Genomic DNA, 20,404 nt, shown 5'->3' with positions numbered 1-20,404 from the left:
ATAGACTTCAGATCATTAGTGAAACTTGAGAATTTCCGCACTGGGTCATCGTCAAGCTCGGCTGGTACCGCTACAACATGGAACCGACTACCGATGTCTATTCCTGCGGAGCGTGGATTGACCACTCTGAGGCGCGCACGTCGGCGGCGCGAGGGGGAAGAACTTCCTGGCATACATCTGCTGCAATGGGTCTGAGGAGGGATGCCAGGCAGATTCCGCGCTAAAAAATGAACATTTTCCTAATCGGGATCAGCACCTGGATTTCTCYAGAAGTGTCGTCGCCAGGGCAGGGAGCGCTGTGGGAATCCAGACCACGTTTCCTTTCGGGAACAAGCCTCCAAAGATGTCATCGGTCATGGCCTGACGTCCCCATGACCAGTCTGGCAGAGGCCTTTGGACATGGCCGTGGGTGTTTCGGACGCGAGGGCGTGCTCAGGTGTACTGGTACGTTTCCTGGCAGCTACCGTCCACCACGTTCAAGAACTTGAGGGCGCGGCCATCCATCGTCTGATCGAACTGGAAGTCGATTGCCTAGACGTGATGCGGGTATTCAGAGCGCAACAGCTCCATGCCACCTCCAGTAGGCCGGGAGCGCTTGCGCCTGCGAGGCAGGGGCCTTTGCAGACCTTCCTCACGCCAGATCCTTTGCACTCGCTTGTGATTGACGCTCCAGCCATCAAGCCGCAACCGCCGGTCAACCAGGCGTCGGCCCCAGCGCACATGGCGCCGGGCCAGCTCCCTGATCCGCCTGCGCAGTTTCTGATCCTCGATGTCTGATAGCGGGACAGGGCGCCGCTGGGTATTGCGGTGTTGACCTGTCAACCGGCAGGCACGACGTTGAGAAACCCGGAATCGATCATGCAGAACCACCACGGCCCTGCGACGACGCTACGGGCTCAGAAGTTTCCCTCGGCAAGCTCCTTAAGCATCGCCTTATCCAATTCGGCGTCTGCCAATAATCGCTTTAGCCGTGTGTTCTCCAGCTCAAGCTCCTTGAGGCGTTTGGCCTCAGTGGCTTTCATCCCGCCGTATAGCTGCTGCCAGCGGTGGTAAGTCGCCGGAGAAACCTCCAGGGCTCGGCAGACGTCAGCAACGGTCTGGCCCTGATTCAAGAGCTGCTCAGCGGTCCGCAACTTGCGAATGATCTGCTCGGGGCTGTGGCGTTTGACTTTCATGGAGCTTCTCATGGCCAATTCTGGCCGGTAGGGAAGCTCTCATAAGGGTTGGTTCAGTTTCTGGGGTCCACGTCAAGTGCGGCCATCACATTGATCTTGCAGCGGTTTTTCGCCAGGCCACGCAGCCTGGTCTTCTGAAAGCCGAACTGCTGCTTGATCACCCGGAATGGATGTTCGACCTTGGCGCGGATGTGGGCCTTGGCGGTCTCGATCAGATCTTGCAGCTTGCCATCGGGGGTTTCAGGGAGGGCTCGGCGTTTGCCTGGCCGCATCGCCACCCTGAACTCCGCCGAGTTGGCTTCCATCTCGGGTCTCTTGGCAATGCCCTGGTAACCAGCGTCGCCGTACACCACCGCCTCATCGCCATGCAATAGCTCGCCGGCCTGGGTGAGCTCATGCACGTTGGCGGCCGTGGTGACAACCGAGTGGATCAAACCGGAGTCCTTGTCGACTCCGATATGGACTTTCATCCCAAAATACCACTGGTTGCCCTTCTTGGTCTGGTGCATCTCTGGGTCGCGCTTCCCCTCTTTGTTCTTGGTAGAGCTGGGTGCCGCGATCAAGGTCGCATCGACGATCGTGCCCTGGCGCATCGTCATGCCCCTTGCGCTGAGGTGGGCTTTGACCGTCTCAAAGATCTGCTCGCCCAGATCGTGCTTCTCCAGCAGGTGGCGGAAMSTCAGGATCGTCGTCTCATCGGGGATCCGGTCGCTGATAAGCTCGATGCCAGTAAAGCGGCGCATGGTGGGCGCCTCGATCAGGGCCTCTTCCATCGCCGGGTCGCTGAATGAATACCACTGCTGCAAGAGGTGGATCCGCAGCATGGTGGCCAACAGATAGAGAGGCCTACCTCATTTCTTGCTGGTCTTGGGGTAGTGGGGCTCGATCAAGTCGATCAGTACCTGCCAAGGCACCACCTCCTCCATCTCTGAGAGAAACGTCTCCCGCTTGGTCTGCTTCGTGGCCGTGGTGAGCTCGCAATCCGAGAAGCCGAGCTGCTTGCCACCCATCAACTCAGTCCTGGCTGCAATTACGACCTGACTGTCCCGCAGCTGGGCTGGCTTTTCCAGAGCCTTCCCAGACGGCAGAGAATGGCCGTGAATGCCATCCGCTTGTCTTAAATCATAACGCAAGAATTGCGCTGCTGTGGGCCTCATTCGGGCAGGAGGCGTAGAAGAAACGGAAGATAATCTGAACTTCCGTGTCTCCATCCCCCCCCCTAAGCGGAGGGTTTGGCCAACTGCTGATGCGGTGTAAGGTCGAGTCACTAATTAACTAAAAATCGTCGCCATGCCCTACGCCAGCAGCATCCAGGTGGTCAATGACGCCAACGGCGTCGCCCATGGGTTCCTGGCGGACAACGGGGCCATCTGGCAGTGCCAGTGGGATCCCCAGGCCCAGCTCTGGACCCAGGGCCAGCTCGTGCCCCAGGCCTTTGGCGGCGAGAAGCTGCAGGCGCTTTACCTGGATCAGCTCTGGCCCGCGAGCAGCGACAACCCCGAGGGACTCAGCCCTGGAATTGTGCTTGCCTATCGGATCGGTGAGGGAAGGAGTGCCGAGATCTTTGCCAGTTTTGGCCAGTGGGACAGCAATGGGGAGCTGGGCTGGTCGTTGCCGCTCCAGCTCACCCAGGATCAGCTCGATGAGGTGGCCTTCTCCCTAGTGCCTGCAGAGGAGGCCGTTGGGGGCTTCTCGTTGGTGGTACAGAAGCGGCAGGCGGATACGCCAGCAGGCACGTTGCTCGACCAATTGGGCAGCGCTTCGTCAGAGGAGCTACCAGCCAAGCTGGAGGCCACCCTGTCGGGTTCGCGCCCCGATAGCGATCTCTATGTGACCCAGTTCAATCTGGAAGCCAGCGAAAGCTCATCGGCATGGGCTGAACTCAGCATTCCTGGCACAACTTTTAGCGAGTCAATCACGGCTGCACCCTCACCGGTAATCATCGCAGCRGCTCCAGCCCCCTTCGCTGGCAATACTCAACTTTCAAGGCAACAGCTCTCCGCTAATGCGACCCAGCCGCCAAGCACCACTCTCATGAGCAGTAGCTCAGAAGGCGCTTCCGGGGGCAACAATAGCCAGCAATCAGCCAATTACTCAGGGAAAGCCGCCGTTACCTGGAATAAGGGAGGCCAATGGCGAACTGGCATGATATCAGGCTCTAATTTAACGAGTTGGGGACTCGAGACACCTTTTAAAAATCCTTTCAAAGCAAACGTCACCGCTGGTGAAACGGAGTCAGCTTTGGACGCTGGTTCGAGCAACCACTTTCGCCCCCAGTTTCGCTGGGACGGTTCCTTTGGCATAAGAAATATTGGCGCCGGCCTAACCAGTGTCAATACGATGAAGATGTCAGCTGGAGTTGGAAATGATAATAAGGAAAAATCAGACCGCTGGAAAACTATTTACAAAGAAGGCGGAGGTTCAGATGTCACCGGTTACGTCGGCTTGGGCGGCATGCTGTATTCCGAATACAGCTACCAAGGCAGTGGCGGCCTAAAAGCAAACATCGGCCTTAATCCTAGCCAAAAGCTCCAGCAAATTCTCACCCAAGAATCTGTCGGCATCGATTTCATGGTGCGCCTTCGCTCCATAGCGCCGGGTGGCAATTCGGCCAAGTTGATTGTGTCTGAGTTTATTGGCTACATGTGGAGCCAGCAGGTTACCAATAACGGAGATGTTCCTAGTTGGATTGCTGATTTAGGTTACTACTCCGGCATGGTCGGCAATGCAGAGAAAATGGGGAAAGCGGGATATGGGGCGATTCAGGGTTTCAAGGCTGGTTGGAATAAATGGGGAAACAGAAGTTTTTGGGTGGCGGACATGAGCCCGCCTAAAACCGCAGGCCAAAGAGCTGAGATGGAAGAAAACACAGGTATTGGCGATCAAAGCAAAAAAGGGTTCGAAATATTGAATTGGGTTAATGCTTTTTATGGCACCGCTTTGGCGATAATTAACCCGATTGCATTGGCAAGCATCAAGGGCGTGGAGATGGAGAAAAGTTCTGGTATTCAGAACGAAACTGAGATGATTTTACGGGCTCTTTGGCATAGCGTGGTCGGTGTTGAGCTAAAGATAAGTAATGTCCTCCAAAAATTTCTGACGGGTGCTGAAAAAGGCAGCCTAAACGACTATCTCTATATTGCTGCTGGCGGAGCCTTGCCCCTTGGCGGTTTTATGCCGTTGATTAGTTATTACCATAGCTTTAACTCGGGCGCCCAGTCTGCGGATACCGTTGACTATTCAAGCGAGGAAGGGGTCTATCCGAGTAGTACGACTCAAGAGGGCACCTCAACAAGCACAACTGCTTATATTCCTGCCCCTTCGGGAAATGCCTACCCCTTTACCTATGGGCCCTCCAGCGCTAACAATATCTATCTTGACACCAGTGATCAGTCATCCCAGTCGATCCCTCTGGCGAGCCCGGGGGCAGTCGCGGGCCTTAAGAAGCTCACTCTTAATACCTATCAGCTAGGTCTTAATTCGATCTCGGCTAATCCCAGTGACAGTCTTCCCCTAACCCTTGTCAATGCCGGCACGGGGCTGAAGGATGGCACCTATACCAATGTTGCGATACTGGGTGTCACCATCAGTGGCGGCCTCAAGGATGCGGCCTTGGCGGGTTTCACCATATCCGGTGGATCAATTAACCCAGAATCTTTTAAAATTACTCGCTCCGGCAATTATATAGCCCTACCCGAGGCTAGTTCCACGAGCCCGGCCAGCTATGCCCTGCTGCTGGATGTGTTTACAACCGGTATTGCTAATGCGCCCAACCCAAGCAATGCTGCTGGCGGCAATCCCTTTGCCAACCTACCCCTGATCACGGTGGCAGCTGGCGCGAGCAACTCGCCGCTTGCGATTGAATCGATTCAAAGCGTTCAAACCGTTAGCGTCCAGCCAGCCAGCCAGCCAGCCGGTGTCGTCTATCCCGAGTACGACCCCAAGACCAATTTAACCCAACCACAGCCTGCCAATAATAACGCCACCTACATCTATGCAGATGTGGCGGTCAACCTGTTGAATGCTGCAACCCAGCAGCTGATCGAACCGCTTAACCCTGGTGTCACGGCAACGGTTTACTTGAACGCTGGTTTGATTCAACAGGTAGTACTCAGCCAACCGCTCCTCTTTAGTGCCGATACTGGCTCCGCTGCAAACGCGTCCAATAGCTTCAGTATTCAGCTGCAGCTTCCCCCAGCTGTTGTTGCTTCATTGCCAGCAAATACGGCTCAACCGTCCTTCGCGGTGACCCCCCAATCCCAGGCATTAAACAACTTCGTAGAGGATGATCAGTTTTCTGGCCAATCCGGAGCGGCCAATGCCGGTGTTTATCTCTCGGCTGGTCTCAGCGACCAGCTGCCCCTCTACAGCTCCATGGGGAAGTGGCCAGTTCAGAACCGCGTTACCTACGTGGCGGCCTCTGCTAACGGTCAGTCAGTTCCCGTGTATCTCAATGGCCTGCTCAAGTCGGCCGGCGGTGGCTTAGCACCAGAACCAGCAACAACCGCTGCCGACCTGTCGCTTAGCGAGATTTATAGCAACCATGACATCCTATTCACGGCAGCCAGCACACCTACGGCGGCCACGWTTACCGGACCAGCCTCCACTCCCTATGCCAACAAAACATTTGTTGCCTGGGTGGAAGCGTCCAAGCCAGTCATCCCGATCAGCACTGCTTCAGGGGCGGAGAACTTCCAGGCCTATATGGAAGCGTTTTATGGTAATCAGAGAATTAACTACCGCATCAATACCGGCGCTTATAACTGGGTAGCTCCCGAGCTGGCGGGTCTTTACCATCCCAACGGCGCCATCATCAACCATCTGCAGGCCGTAAACGTTGCCGATCCGGCGGCTGCGGGTCAAGAGCGCACCTTGCTGGTGTGGAGTGAGACCTCCATTGCGGCGATCAAGGAGCAGGTGGAAAGCTTTGGTTCTTCGGGCTCAACGACAGCGCCAATTCCCACCACCCTCAAGGTTGCTTGGCTCAATCCCAATCCCAAGAGCGATCAGTGGAACGATCTTTTTGCCGATGCCAACGGCAATTCGACCATTCAGACCATTCCCTGGAATCCCACAAAAGATGTGGGCCTTGGCATCGACGATATCAGCATCGCTTCGTTGCCGCTGCTATCCGCCGACGCGACCAATGGCGCTCTCATCGAATCCCCAGTCATTAGCTGGAGCCAAGATGTGCGCACCCCCTACACCCAGAGTGTGCTTAATGATAAGCCTTCCATTTACCTGAAGTTTGATCAACTGCAAGCTGGCGTCAGTGCCATCAATATTGGTACTACAAAAAATAGCAGCACTACGACTACGTCCGCATCGGCTACTGGGCTTAATTTTGCCGTTCAGGGCGCCCTGCCTGCTTCTCAAGCCACTGCCGTTCAAAACAGCGACGGCACTGGTGTGCTGGCTACGGGTATGGGCACGATCAATCGGTCCGTCAGCCAGATTCTCGATAACATTCCCGCTGACGACCTCAACGACACTCCGGATCCGATTGCCCTGTTCACAGGCTCGATTACTGGCACGCTGCTCACCGTCACATCCCTAAGCCAAGGCAGCCTAGCCGTGGGCGATGTGATCAGTGGCGATGGCATTGCCGCCGGAACAATCATTACGGCCATCACTCCAGGCAATACCAGCGATGGTACGGGCAGCTATACCCTTAATACCAGCCAATCTGTTGCCAGCACGTCCCTGATTTCGACACCAAATTTTGGGGTTTGCTCCTTCACCGGCTCGATCGCCGGCACCGTGCTCACGGTGACTTCGTTAACCCAGGGCAACTTGCATGTTGGCGATGTGATCAGTGGCCAGGGTATTGCTGATGGAACGATCATTACGGCCATCAACCCGAACAATCCCAGCACTGGCACTGGCCTCTTTACTGTCAATAACAGCCAGACGGTATCCACCACCGGCTTGGTTGCTAGTCCTGGCCTGCCAACCGTTCCTTACACCATTGAATTCTGGGCCCAGCTGCAGCCCGATTCGAATCCCGGCGGGGCCGGCCTCGTGGCCCTGGGTCAGCCGTCCAATGGGGCCATTGGTGCTCCCACTCTTCCTGAAGGTTGGCTGCTCACGAGCAGTTTTGTCGTTGATCAAATTACCTACAATGAAGCAGCCGCTAGGGGCTTGATTGAGACCGTCCCTAGTACGGTGACAGATCCTGGCGAAGCCATCTATGGCTGGGGCTGGGCGGTTCTCGCTGAGGGAGCCAATACAACAGCCATGAAGGGCAATGGCGGTAGCAATCTCTATAACAACGCGGTACAGATCACTAATTTTGTGAGTGGCTCCCAACTTGCCGGCGTCAACAGCTTCCTGCAGGCCTATTCCCTCTCCAGCTCTGATCTGATCGGTCTGAATGGCACCAATGCTGCCACGATCGCCCAAGTGCCGCTCAGCCAGCTGCAGTTTTCAAATGCAATTGATCCAACCAGCAAACTGCCCAATTCCAGTCTTAATGCGATTGCCTTAGATACTAATTCTGCAGTCCTCAATCAGGGGATGGTGTTGGCGGGATCTAGCCTGAGCCCAGACCTGCAGACGATGTTCGATAACCTTTGGCAATTTCAACTGAAAACAGGTGAGGCCAAGGTTAACTTTTCGTTGGCGCCCACTCCGCCCCCATCCAGCGCCCCGCCTAGCGCCCCGCCAAGCGAACTTTCTAGCGAAAACTACTCGGGCTACGCACTAGATTTTTCACTTAGTCGCGGTACTGCTGTCTCGGTGAATGGCAAGGGTGAGCTCGTGTTTGATGTGGCTGCTGGCACCAGTCTCACATCTAGCGCCGTTGGTACCACCATCCCCAAGGATCTTCGCGATGGCCAATGGCATTATATTGTGGCCTCCTATCTGCCAGCCTATCAAACTTACAATGTAGAGGGCAATATCACCCAGCTGCCAGGCAGCGTTGGCACGGCAACTCTTTACATCGATAACAAGCTCGTTGACAGCAATGCCAACATTCTAGCTGCCTATGCGCCGATCAATCCCAATGATCAGGCACTCCTGTTGGCGAATAATGCTGGTGGTGCCATCGATCAGTTGGCCTTCTACGACAAGGCCCTCACCAGTGTCGACTTCAAGGCCAATATCAGCGGTCAATGGCCCGCTCCCTCTGCGGCCGATGCCCTAAGCCTGTTGTCGACCACTGGCTACGGAATCGCCAACCAGACCCCAGACCTAGGCACCAAGCCCGGCGCTGTTAATGCCCATTGGTACGCCCGTAATGTCAACCCCAACGATGCCTTGCTGGGCACCTTTTACTCCACGTTCACGCCCAATGGCAAGGGCGGTGGCAGCTGGTCCGAGGCTTCTAACCTTAACCCGACCCCAATAGTCCAGGCTACCCTTCCCAGCGCCAGTCGGCCTGGTTCGCTTCAGGACAATCTGGTGATCGTGGTTCCGGCGGCTAGCTGGGCCACCAATGACTGGATCCTGGGCAACAGCAGCACCAAGGCGTCGTTCAATCCATCAGGCCAACACCTCGGCTCCGTCTCCGTCACGCTGACCAGCACCTCCAATTCAGGCGACACCTCCACCTTCACGTTGCGGCCTGATCAGGTCCTACTGGGTGACCAGACCCTCCAATCCCTGCAGCCGCAGGCAACTGTTAGCGGCGTCAATGGCGCCACCATTACTGATTACAATTATTTCGTTCCCACCAATCTGCCTGCCTTCACACTATTAGTCGATAAAAATCAGCTTCCTGATGGTAATTCTTATACGAGCGCGTCCTATACCTTCTCCTTCATCGAGACTACCGGCGCCACCCAAACCGTTAAACCCTATGGCGGAACCCTGAGCGGAAGCATCTCAGAAAACAAACTCACTGTCACCGAGTTGAATGGCTCCTTGGCGGTCGGTGATCTTTTGAGCGCCGCCAATAACTTGGTTGCTGAGAACACCTTCATCACCGGCATCGTTAAGCCCTTTGATCCCAGCACCAAAACGGGGACTTACACCGTCAGCATCAACCAGAGCGTGGCGACGGTTACGCCGATGACTGTGCTGGCCAGCGTCAACGCTGCCCGCAGCGACCTGGCGAGCGTTAAGAGCCAGGGCTACGCCACCAGTGGCGAGATCGGTGCTAGTCAAAGATACAGCAGCACCATCGCTACCGCTGCGGTGATCGAGCAGGCACCGCTGCAGCTGAAGTATATCGATAGTGGTGAAATTTTAAAAAGTTCTTCAGCAGCTGCTGCTAGCAGCGAGTCCACGGGGTCCCCTGCCCCTAGCTTTGGTACGTCCCAGGTGGTTGGATCCTTCCCCAGCACTGATGTCAACAGCCCTGGCCTCACCAATGGCTGGTTGGCGATTGCCCAACCCCAATCCATCAATGCCGCTAGCAATCCTGCTGGTCGGATCTGGATTCAATACACTGGCCAATACACCGTTACAACGACCAATGGCATAACCAGCAGCAAGGCGAGTACTTCCCCGGCCCAGGCTCCTAATACCTGGCTCAATGCTCTGTCCCAATCAAATTTTTCACCCGATGCTCCTAATTTGCCTTTGTTGGGTGCTGCCAATAATCCCAGCAGCAGCGGTGGCTTGCTAATTCAGGCCGATCCCACGGTGGGTTGGGGTGAGAATTTTGGTCAGACCATGCTTGTGGCTGATGTTAATGACGATGGCGTTGATGATCTTGTCATTGGCGCTCCCCAGGCCAATGGTGGTGGCCGTGTTTATATCATCGATGGCAAGTGGATTGCCGCTAATCTCACTTCAGCGAATGGCAATACGATCCTCAATTTGGCCAATCCCAATGGCATTGGCAACCATGTTACTGTCCTCGTCCCATCGTCAGCTTCTTCGTCCGATAATAGCAGTGCAGCGGGCTTCGGATCTGCGCTTGCCTACAACAGCAACAGCAGCAGTCAAACCCTCTGGATAGGTGCTCCCAATTATCTGAGTCAGCTCAACTCCAACGACGCGACCAATCTTCAACCCGTTGGAGCCCTTTACAGCTATAAGTATTACCGAACGGACTGGCCTGGATACAACGCCATTCCGCCTATTCCCCAACCTTGGGGCAGTGGTGCGGCTTACTCATTAGCCACCTCCATTTTAGGAACGGGAGGCAGTGCCACCAGCCCCGACCTTAGCGGCACTGCCACCACRATCTATTGGGGCAGCCAATTTGGTAGTGCCATCGCGGTTGACCAGGCCAGTGGGGCGATGGCCGTTTCGGCCCCAGGCGTTTATGCCGCCATGGTTTACAGCGGCACCGAGGGTGTGCAGGAACAGGTGGCCAATGGCAGCATGAAGCCTAGTGATACCTACGGCGATGGTGCTTTAATCAAGATTCAGTTGCCAGGCACAGGCGATTTATCCAATGTTTCGATAGCGAATGGGACTAATGTCAGCACCTTCGTTGATATCGTAAACCAGGACCAGTTAACACAGAATCAGAAAGACGGAGAAACGCCTTACATGCAGAACCTGAAAGCTCTGCAGGTTGATAATATTGCCAAGGCAACTGTTTATAATAACCAGGCGCTGCAGGTGAACGCGGTTGGTGCCGTTTATCTCTTTAATTCCTCCAGTACCAGTCCCGCACCTGCCAATGCATCCAGCACCTATTACGGGCCGAACCCCTGGAATGTGCTGGGAGCTTCTGGCTTTGGCAGTAGCCTTGCTTTTGGTGATTTAACTAACACCAACAAGTCTGGGATCCTTGCCGTGGGCGCTGATCAGACGGGCGGCTCGGGAGCTGTCTATTTCATTGATACCAGCGTCCAGCCCCAATCAACCCTGGGCGCCAACCACGACAACCAATATTTGGCACACCTTGCCAGTGGCCTCACCCTTTATGGTGCTCAAGCCCAGGATCGTTTCGGCAATGGCTTGGTCAATTTAGGAGACACAAATAATGATGGCTATGACGATGTTTTGATTCAAGCCTTTAATGCCAGTAGTGGCGCTGGCAATGGCTATGTATTATTTGGTAGTGATAATCTAATAGATTCCAAGAAAGTCAATAATCTTGGTAGTGGCAATGTGGCGCCAGGCTCCATTGGTGATATCAAGCGGGTGTCAGGCCCTGGCTTTAAGGCTTCGATACTCAGTGAACTTGGCTACGGATTGTCCTCCAACACCGGCCAGGGAACCTTTGGCGCAGGAGATATTAACGGGGATGGCCTATTCGATATTCCCCTTGGTTCCGGTCTCAATGGCAGCGCTTACCTCACCTGGGGCCATCCCTATTTAGAGGCGATCACTAATCTTCAGCTCGACAAACTTGCCAGTAATACGGGCTACATGTTGGATGGCCTTGCCACTTACACCCAGGGATCCTTGCGCTCGATCGGTGATTTCAATGGCGATGGCTATGGTGATTTCATCTCCATCGACCCGGGTGAGTTCGTCAACACTGTGCGCATCGAATTCGGTGCCAATACCCAGGCGATCCTCGCTGATTACTCCTACAACTACTACAGCTTCACCGTTTCTGCAGACACCCAGGTTCTCCCTGCTGGTGACATCAACGGTGATGGCCTCGCTGATCTAGCTCTCTTCCTCAACCAGAATGTGAGCTCAGCCGCAGATGGCAACCTGGGTGGCGGCAGCACCACCGGCATCGTTTATGGCCGCAATTCCGAACAACTGCCCATCGGCTCGGCCTTCGGGTTGCTCGCACCGGTGGATCCAGCCACCAACGCACCGCTGGCATCCTTGCCCAGCCAGCAGATCTCAGGCGGCGAATCCAGTGCCAGCCCCGCTGTGATCGCTGTTGGCGACACCCTCTATGCCGCCGTTCAAGGCGTCGGCGACGGTGATACCTCCATCTGGTTCACGAGCAGCAGCGATGGCGGCAGCAGCTGGAGCAGCTGGAGCGACCTCAGCTACAGCAACCCAGCCTTTGCCACCACCGCCGCTCCTTCCCTCGCTTTCTTCGAGCAGAAGCTCTACATGAGCTTCCTCAATCCAGACGGCGAGCTCCAGCTCGCCAGCTTCAATCCCTATAGCCCCTCGCTCAGCGACTGGAGCTCCCCGGCCACCATCACCAGCAGTGATAACGCCTCCGCCTCCTTCACCAGTGTCTACACCCCGCAGCTGATCAATCAGGGTGATGCCCTCGCCATCCTCTGGGTGAATGCCACCGATGCCACTGCTGGCACCCTTTACGCATCGGTCTCCACCACTCCCGATCAGGTCACAACCGGCTATCGCGCTCCCTCCCCCTGGAGTGATGTGCAAGGGGGTTCCTCAGCTGCTACCCCGGCCCTAGCCCAGCTCGGTGACACCCTCTATATGGCTGTGCAGAGCAACGACGGCAGCACCATCTACTGGACCTCCAGCAGTGATGGCGGCTCAACTTGGGCCAGCTGGCAAGCCTTGCCTGACTCGATGACGTCGTATGAGCCACCCTCTCTGGCGGTGTTTAACAATACGCTCTACCTCAGCTTTATCCAACAATCCGGCGAAATTAAAATCACCAGCCTTACGGAGGCCAGCACCAACACCTGGGCTCCTGCCTATAGCCCTGGCTGGTCTCCATCCGCCGTCTTTGCCTCTCTTGTTACCGAAACAATCGAAGGAAGCGAACAACTCGCCCTTTATTATGTCAGCAACGAAACCACCGGCTCAAGCAAAGATCCAACTCGGTTAAGCTATATCACTAGGAGCGCAACCTCGGATCCGACTAGTGCCTCTTGGTCTTTTCCCTACAATGTTAATTACCTCGCTATTCCTAATGCCAACCCTCAAGATAATGTTTATGATCCTCAAACAGCATCCGGCCCTCTTGCCGTTGTCAGCATTAACGGGCAGACCGTAATAGCCTACCAAGGTGGCACCTTAAGCAATCCCAGTAATGAGATCTATCTGGCCACCAGCGCCACTCCCAATAATGGCGATAGCTGGAGCGCCCAGGCTTACACCGATCCCAACCAAGGCACCAACGTTGGCCTGAGCACACACAACGGCCAGCTGATCCTCAGCTACACCAGCTCCAGCGACCCGGATGCACTGCAGCTGGACCAGCTCAGCGGTAGTGGTGGCAGCTGGACGCCCACAGCAACAACCAGCGTTCCCCTTGACGACATCTCCGCCGAGAGCGTTGCCCTGCTTCAGGTGGGCGCGACCGGTCTGCTGTTTGCTGGCCTGAATGGCAGCGAGCGTGACGTCGCTGTGAGCTTTGCACCCAACTACACCAAGAACGTCAGTTGGAACGCACCAAGGCAACTGCTTGAGCGTAGTGAGAGCAATGGAGTGGTGAGCTTCTCGCCCATCAAAGCCACCGCGGCTCCGGCGGCCACCCTGCTTGGCGCTGATCCGGTGATTGCGGTGAACAACGGCGGCACCATCAACCTCTACAGCCCAGGCAGCTCCGGCAGCAGCCTGATCCTGGCTTCCTCCTTCTCCACCAGCGGCAGCGATCCGGCCATCAGCTCGTCTACCCCCAGCGCCTCCATTTTGGCTCCGGGTCTGACAACCACAGACACCGGTCTGGTTCTTACTTACACCAACAGCGACACGTCCGTCAGCCTGGAGCGTCTCGACTTCTTCTCGCTCGACGGTGAGGCCAAAGATGGGGTGATCCTCACTGCCGATGGGTTTAATGCCAGTAAGGCCGGCCTGCAATGGCAAAGCACCAACCTCAATGCCAGCAACAGCGCTCTGAGCACCGTTGTTGGCACCGCTCCCGTGGTGGTGAATGGCAACCTGCTGCTCACCACGATTGATGCCTCCACCAGTGCGGTGCGCATCAGTGCGATTCCCAATGGTTCTGATCCGGCCAGCACCACCTGGCTCAACACCACCATCCAGCTACCCGATGGCAACGGCGGCTGGCTGATCAGCCAACCTGACGCCAACGCCACATCCACCCTGATCGCTGCCGGTGATCTCGATGGCGATGGCCTCGATGATCTGTTGCTCACAAGCGATCAGGTTGCTGCAGATGGCAGTACCTTCACGGGCCTGCGTGTGATCAGCGGCGCAGGATCTCCGCTGGCTCTGGCGGCACGTAATGATGCCACGGCTGCAGAGCAGGCAGTTCAGCTAGCTCCGGCACTACCGGTCAACAGTCCGGTATCCGTCGCCTCTTCTGTTTCCGCACCAGGCGCCCTCAGCCTCACGGCAACCAGCGCAGCCCAGCGTTACGGCCTGAGCGCCTCGCTGAGCGATCCCTCCTCCTTGCTGGCTACTGCTGGTTCCCTCTCCAGCGCTCAGCAACTCTTCTCCAGTGCCATCGCTTCAGGATCCGAAGCTTGGTCGTCCACCTCAACACCACCGCTCAGCGGAAATCCGGCGCTCAACACCGCCTCCACGTTCGGAGATCTCAACGGCGATGGCTACAACGATTACTTCGATCCCGATGGCTCCATCTGGATCGCCTCTGCACCACAAGCCCCGGTCTTCTCCCTATGGAGCATCCGCGCTGCCGGAGATGTCAACGGCAACGGTGTTGACGATGTGCTCCTTGCTCTGACGCCCCAGGGGCCCTCCTACCCTGCCCAGAGCGATGGCAAGCCATCGGCCATCTACTCCGCCCTGATTGATGGCGCTCTGTTCAAGGTCACCAACAACAGCTTCAATCTAAGCGATCTCAAAGCAGCTCTCAACCCCTACAACAGTATCGAGCTCTTTGATGTAACCACAATGTCCTCCAGCGACGAGTACCAGTCGCTGCAGAATTGGTTTTCACCCATTGTCAAATATCAGGCACCAATCGAGATTGAATCGGTACAGACACTGGTCACAGGAAATTCCACCTACACTCAATCAGCTACTTTTGCTTATGCCAATAATTCCCCTGCGCCAACGCTGGTGCACGATGCCTCGGGGAATCTCTACTCGATCACAACACAAGTTTATGCTGGCGGAAGCAACACTGGGATCAACCTAGGCAACGTTCTTTTGCTCGGGGTTGGGCAAAATAGCCTGGAACCGAACGCGATCGAGGTTACGGGGATCGATCTAACGAAAGCCTCCCCTCTTGTCGCTGGAGGCAAGACGTTCCCTTCCAATTCGATAGCTCCGCTAACTCCAGGTGCTGCCATTCATGATGGCAAACTCTTTGTTGCCATTCCTTCCGCCACCAGTGGCAACGGCTATGGATCTGCTACCAACAATATCTGGATTGCCTACGCCGATCTCAACAATTCAGACAAGCCGCTGACTGAGGCAACCAGTTGGACAACCTATCAGGTCCAATCCAATGGTGGCGCATCAGCTGAATACTCCTTGCTCACGCCAACTCTGGTCAGCGAGGGCGAGCGACTTGCCCTTTATTTCCCCTCTGGCTATGAAGGCAATAATGATCAAAACCTGAATATCCACTATCTCTACAGCAATGATCCCACCCAGCAAACTGGCTGGGGAAGTTCCTTCGATTCAGCCACAAACACCTACAACGACACCAGCAGCACCATCTTGATTGATATCAGCCTGAGTACCATTCCCTCGACTAATGGCTGGAATAATACTAGCTCCGGCGTCATCGTCACCTCACCGATTGCTGCCACCACTTACCAGGGGCGCACCGTGCTCGCCTTCCGTGGCTACGGAGATGGCACTGGAGACAACGTCGAGAATGGAGCGCTTCTCCTCGCCTTTGCCCCCACGGCGCAGGGTGCAAAGGCCAACATCGCAACCAGTTCTTCCACTACGGGTTCCTCCACCACGGATTGGACCCTTTGGGATACCGGTACAACAGGAATTAACACGCCTTCGATTGCAACGGATCAGGCCAACCTCTATCTTACCTATACGCCATGGAGTACATCTGCAACAAATGCGCTGTTCTTCCCTGTTGGCCTAAATATCGATCATCTATCGCCGAATCAACAAGTTGATCTCAGCGCCAGCACGCAGATCACCGCCGGAGCAACCAATGTCCTACCCATCACTTTGCAGCAGGCTGGCGTTGACAATGTGAGAATTAGCGGGAATAATACAAATAACGGTATGACATCGCCTTATTACGCTGGTGGATATTTTAAAGACGCTGATACGCAAGCGAATAACATTGGTAATGCGCCCCAGTCTGTTGCGCCAAGCTTTTTTGGCGACGCCCTGTATGTAACCAATCAGATCGGTGAGTCCGCCGCTGTTTTAATCAACTACAACCAGGAAGAAGCTGCCTTTGGCAGCAATCAAATCAACCAAGCCGGTTTTTCCCTCGCCGGCTATTCCATCGATGGCAACATCGACATTAATGGTGATGGMTTCTCAGATGTTCTTCTTTCCGATCCCTCAGACCCTGCCATTGGAGTTAATAATCAGTATGCGCTCTTTGGCGGCGACTATCTCAACATCGCCTCCCAGGTGGGCACCGCGGGCAATGACACGCTCATTGGCACGCCCCTGGCCGATGTGATCTACACCCTTGGTGGCGCCGATGGGGTGCAATCTAAAGGTGGCGCTGATGTCATTTATACCGGCTCTGGTGATGATCAGATTTCGATTGCCGAAAACGCTTTTGTGCGTATCGATGCCGGCTCTGGTTTTGACCAACTGCTGCTGCAGGGCCAGGCCGGTCAATCCTATGATTTTAGCTTGAATGTTGCTGCCCCGCAGTATTTTGCTGGTACCAAACTTAAAGATATTGAGCTAATCAGCTCCGTCGACTACGGCAGTAACACCCTCAGCATTGATGCGGCGGCGATTAACGCAATCAACCCAGATCGTGTCATCTTCCTGACCCCTGATTCCGCTGATGTCATTAACTTCAGCGCTGAGTTGAAGCGCAGCCAAGCCAACGATATCAATTATGGCGGTAGCCTTTGGTATGCCTATGCAGCCCCTGGAGCTGCTGGTCCCAGCGCCAACCCAACCCTGGCCTATGTGCGGGTTCCCGATGGAAACGATGCCCTGTCATGGCTCGCCAGCCAGGTCAGTGTGGGCGCCCAGGGTCAGGCGCCCATGCTGCTGGCGAGTCTTTYGGCTACATCTGCAGCGTCTCCTGGCTCCCAACCTGCCGGGGCTAGTCCGTCGATGGTGGCCGGTAGTACCAACTTTGGCGATGGCTTGACCATCACCGCTTACCGCACCTCCCCCAACTCCGGCTTGGCCCGGTTCCAAATCAGCCGCAGCGGCGATCTCAGCCGTAGTCAGCTGATCAGTTATGTCTCGTCGTCCCTTAATAGCTCAGCCGAGCCTGGTCGCCACTACACGCCAGGGGCGGGCCTGTTGCGCCTTGAGCCCGGCCAGTCCGCTGCTGATATCACTGTTCCCGTTGATGTGGCGGCGATTGCCGCCCTGCGCAATGGGACCCTCAGCCTCCAGGTGGCTGAACTCGACGACCTGGGCCAAAAGCAGGTCCATCTCCTCCTCGATGCGGCCCCAACCAGTGCTGGACTGCGCCCGGTCCTGTCAGGCCTGAATCTGCAGGTTGATGATTCCGGCAAGGCGCCTTCGATTGGCTTCCGGGCTGATATCAATCAGGCCGCCAGAGCCAAGGGTTTAGCTAGCACCTTGAATCTCAAGGTGCTGCGCAGGCAATCGGCCGACAGCTCAGCTACCGACCCGAAGACACGATCTCAAAATCTAGTGATTAGCGAAGGGGACCTCGCAAAATTCGACCAAGATGGTTTGAATAATGGCCAAGTTGAGCTGCAATTCGGTCTTAATGCCACCAACGGCTCGATCCAGTTGCAGCCTGCCAGCTCGCAAATGAATCCGCTTCTCTTAAGCAAATTAGATCCCGCTAGAAAGTCCATCACGGTTGGTATTGACCTCACCACCACGACGCTTGATGCGTTGCCGATGAAAGAACCTCCTGGCGGAGTTGTGCTCAATAAGACGGCCGTGGACTTTACCGTTTCTGCCGATGGCAATGGGCAAGCCAAACTCTTCTTGGATCTCACCCAGGTTGGCGATGATCTTGTAATTAGTGAAGATCAGAATGGGGTTCTTAAGCGCAAGGCCAATAGTCTTTTGGCCTATTATGGCATTGATAATGTCGGGAATCTAACGCCCCTCACCTACAATGCCATCCATCGTGCTGGAGCCCGCTTCTACGACACCGATGGCGATGGCATCGCCGATTCTGTCAGCCTCACTTTTAAAGATGGTGGCCTGGGCGATATGGGTCCAAGTGGTGATAAGAAAATTCACGATCCCTCCACGGCTGGCACAGTGGATCTTGGTAATCTGACTCTGGATGTTGTTGATAATCAGCGTACCTTGAAGCCGTCCGCTTCTCAAAATAAGGAGGCTTCCGCCAGCTTGGTATTAAGCGCCGACCTTAAGGGGCGTGCGTCAACGTCAAATCAGATTGGCTACGTCGTGCGAGATGCGTCAGATCAACTGACGTTTGATCAAATCTTTGCTGACCTGGCGGAGTTGCGCGGGCGCGCGCAGACCCTTTTCTCTACCTTGGAATCGTCAGATGTCACCCTCGCTGCTGGTACGTCGTTAAAGCGGGAAATTCTGCTGATCAGTGGCCAATCGGTTCGCTTTTTCGAAGTGGTTGATAGCAGTTTGGACCTGCTTAGTAGTGCTGGTGATTCCCGTCTCCAGGTTTTTACTTCAGTTGGCCAACCAAACGGCCCTGTCGAGTTCTCCTCTCTGAGTGGCGTGAGCCTTTCGCTTGCTCTAGTTACCGACCGCGATCAAGGCCTCAATGCCCTGATTGGGCAGGAACAGGGCCTGGCTCCAATCCTTGATTTCACCAGTTTCACCGTTGACCAAAAGGTTGTTGGTACCTATTCACTGGCCCGTGAGGCTTCCTTGGACGCCGTCACCGGCTTCTATCGCGCCCTCGACATCAATGGCACGGTCTGGATTGATCCAACCGACCACAGCAAAGGCACCCTCACCCCTGGCCAGGCAGGCACCACCGCTGCCGCCTATGGAGCTGCGGCTCTGAAAAACATGGTTGACTCCCTCACGGACCTATCGGTGGGCAATCGCCAAGCAACTTCTGATGTTGCGATCACTCTGCAGGAATCGTCCTATCTGGCGCCAATCGCCCAAGTGAACGGCAACACCTTTGTTGCCTATGCCCAGGGCAACCAAGATGGCATCGCCCACTTTGCGAGCCTCGGCAACACCACTTTTGGCCTCGAAGATCTGCTTGGCGGTGGCGACCGTGATTTCGATGACCAGGTAATTGGCTTCGTCTTTAAGTCGGTGACCACCGTGGTTTAGCTCCTGAGGGCTGAGCAGCCCCATGTTCAAACTGGCCCCTTGTCGCTTCTCAGCCCTTTTGATTCTTAGGGTATTTTTGGGTACCCAGCCCCAAGTGTCGTCATCAGATGGCCTCTTTGGGGTTGGTTGTCCTTGCTTCTGGGGGAGTGTTGTCCTGATACGCAAACCCCTGAGAAAGTGAATTCGGGCTCAGCCTCAACAACAATGGATTTTGGTTGAGTCCGCAGCCCGATCATTACGCCGCAGCTATCTAAGGCTCAATGGCACAGTGCAAATACTCCAACCGCCTTCATTGACCAGTAGAAGGCGTAGCAAGGCCGCAAAAAGGACAAAAAGAATTCAAGCAGCTTTTCGAGATTGATCACCAGCACATTCCGTGCAATGGTTGCAAAGGGGGAACTGGGATGCATAGTCATCTTCCAATTCGTCCCAAGGGATCAGCTCGGCCAGCTTGATCCAGCGATTGTCACCTGAGAGTTGTCCACCAAATGGCAGGAAGAAATCCTTGAACGAGAGCTGATCACGATGCTCGCGCCGATACATGTGGAAAACCCTGGGCGGCTTTTGGGCACAAATGGCCCTATTTGCGTACATTTTACCCCCAGAAACTGCCCAGATCCATTGCGGCGCACCTGGTCTGGCCTTATTCAGGAGGCCCTAAATTAACCCCTTCTGCTAAAAGTTTTATTGCCTTAATACGCTCCTCTGCTGCTATCAGGTCTCCCTTTCCTGCGGCCAGAGGCTGTCGAACTTTTTTGTTAGTAAAAGCAGCGCTGCTGCCATGGCCTACGGCCCACTCGGCTAAGCCGAGTAAACAGCAAGTGCCTTTTCCTTTTTTTGTAGTTCCCGCTCTAGGCGCCGATTTTGGCGTATCAGCTCCTGGTTTTTACGCTGCAATTCCTTTTGATCCGCCATGCTCGGTGCATCTAATCCATTTGCATACTCTGCTGCTTGGCGCCACCGAGCAAGTTGTTGGGGATAAAGACCTCTCTCTCTGCAATAGGCACCTAGATCAGCACCGTTAAGTCCAGCGGCTTGTGTTACAGCAGCCAACTTATCGCTTGAATCCCATTCTTCTGCAGAGCTACTTCTGGCAGGCACTAACTCCCCTTCTC

At 55.3% G+C, this 20,404-nt stretch carries 4 protein-coding genes and 2 pseudogenes; 1 reads left to right on the top strand and 5 read right to left on the bottom strand.

Annotation, left to right across the window (positions count from 1 at the left end):
- Nucleotides 1-531: 531 nt before the first annotated feature.
- From C7K08_RS08275 to C7K08_RS08265, 3 genes and pseudogenes are all read right to left on the bottom strand, one after another.
- Nucleotides 532-873, bottom strand: a complete 342-nt coding sequence (locus C7K08_RS08275) for an IS3 family transposase (protein ID WP_106500163.1) — start codon at nucleotides 871-873, stop codon at nucleotides 532-534.
- A 23-nt stretch (nucleotides 874-896) separates the two neighbouring features.
- Nucleotides 897-1,175, bottom strand: coding sequence for a transposase (locus tag C7K08_RS08270; RefSeq protein ID WP_161955847.1), 279 nt, complete (start codon nucleotides 1,173-1,175; stop codon nucleotides 897-899).
- Nucleotides 1,176-1,228: 53 nt separating this feature from the next.
- Nucleotides 1,229-2,185 (bottom strand): annotated as a pseudogene (locus C7K08_RS08265) (IS5 family transposase).
- Between the two features lie 280 nt (nucleotides 2,186-2,465).
- Here C7K08_RS08265 and C7K08_RS08260 point away from each other — a divergent pair.
- The gene (locus C7K08_RS08260) at nucleotides 2,466-19,289 is read left to right on the top strand and encodes an FG-GAP repeat protein (protein ID WP_106500161.1); all 16,824 of its coding nucleotides are present in this window, start codon (nucleotides 2,466-2,468) and stop codon (nucleotides 19,287-19,289) included.
- A gap of 396 nt (nucleotides 19,290-19,685) precedes the next feature.
- On the opposite strand, the pseudogene C7K08_RS08255 reads toward C7K08_RS08260, so the two are convergent.
- Together C7K08_RS08255 and C7K08_RS08250 are read right to left on the bottom strand one after the other, a co-directional pair.
- Nucleotides 19,686-19,832 (bottom strand): annotated as a pseudogene (locus C7K08_RS08255) (IS5/IS1182 family transposase); the annotation flags it as partial.
- A gap of 258 nt (nucleotides 19,833-20,090) precedes the next feature.
- The coding region (locus tag C7K08_RS08250) for a transposase (protein WP_153062416.1) at nucleotides 20,091-20,404 on the bottom strand (314 nt) is incomplete at its 5' end.

It is taken from the genome of Synechococcus lacustris str. Tous (genome assembly GCF_003011125.1).
GTDB lineage: Bacteria > Cyanobacteriota > Cyanobacteriia > PCC-6307 > Cyanobiaceae > Synechococcus_D > Synechococcus_D lacustris.
This window is presented reverse-complemented; position numbering and strand designations above follow the sequence as displayed.

Bases quoted from the DNA above. Each gene is read 5' to 3' on its own strand.
- C7K08_RS08270 (WP_161955847.1), bottom strand. From the start codon at position 1,175: ATGAAAGTCAAACGCCACAGCCCCGAGCAGATCATTCGCAAGTTGCGG.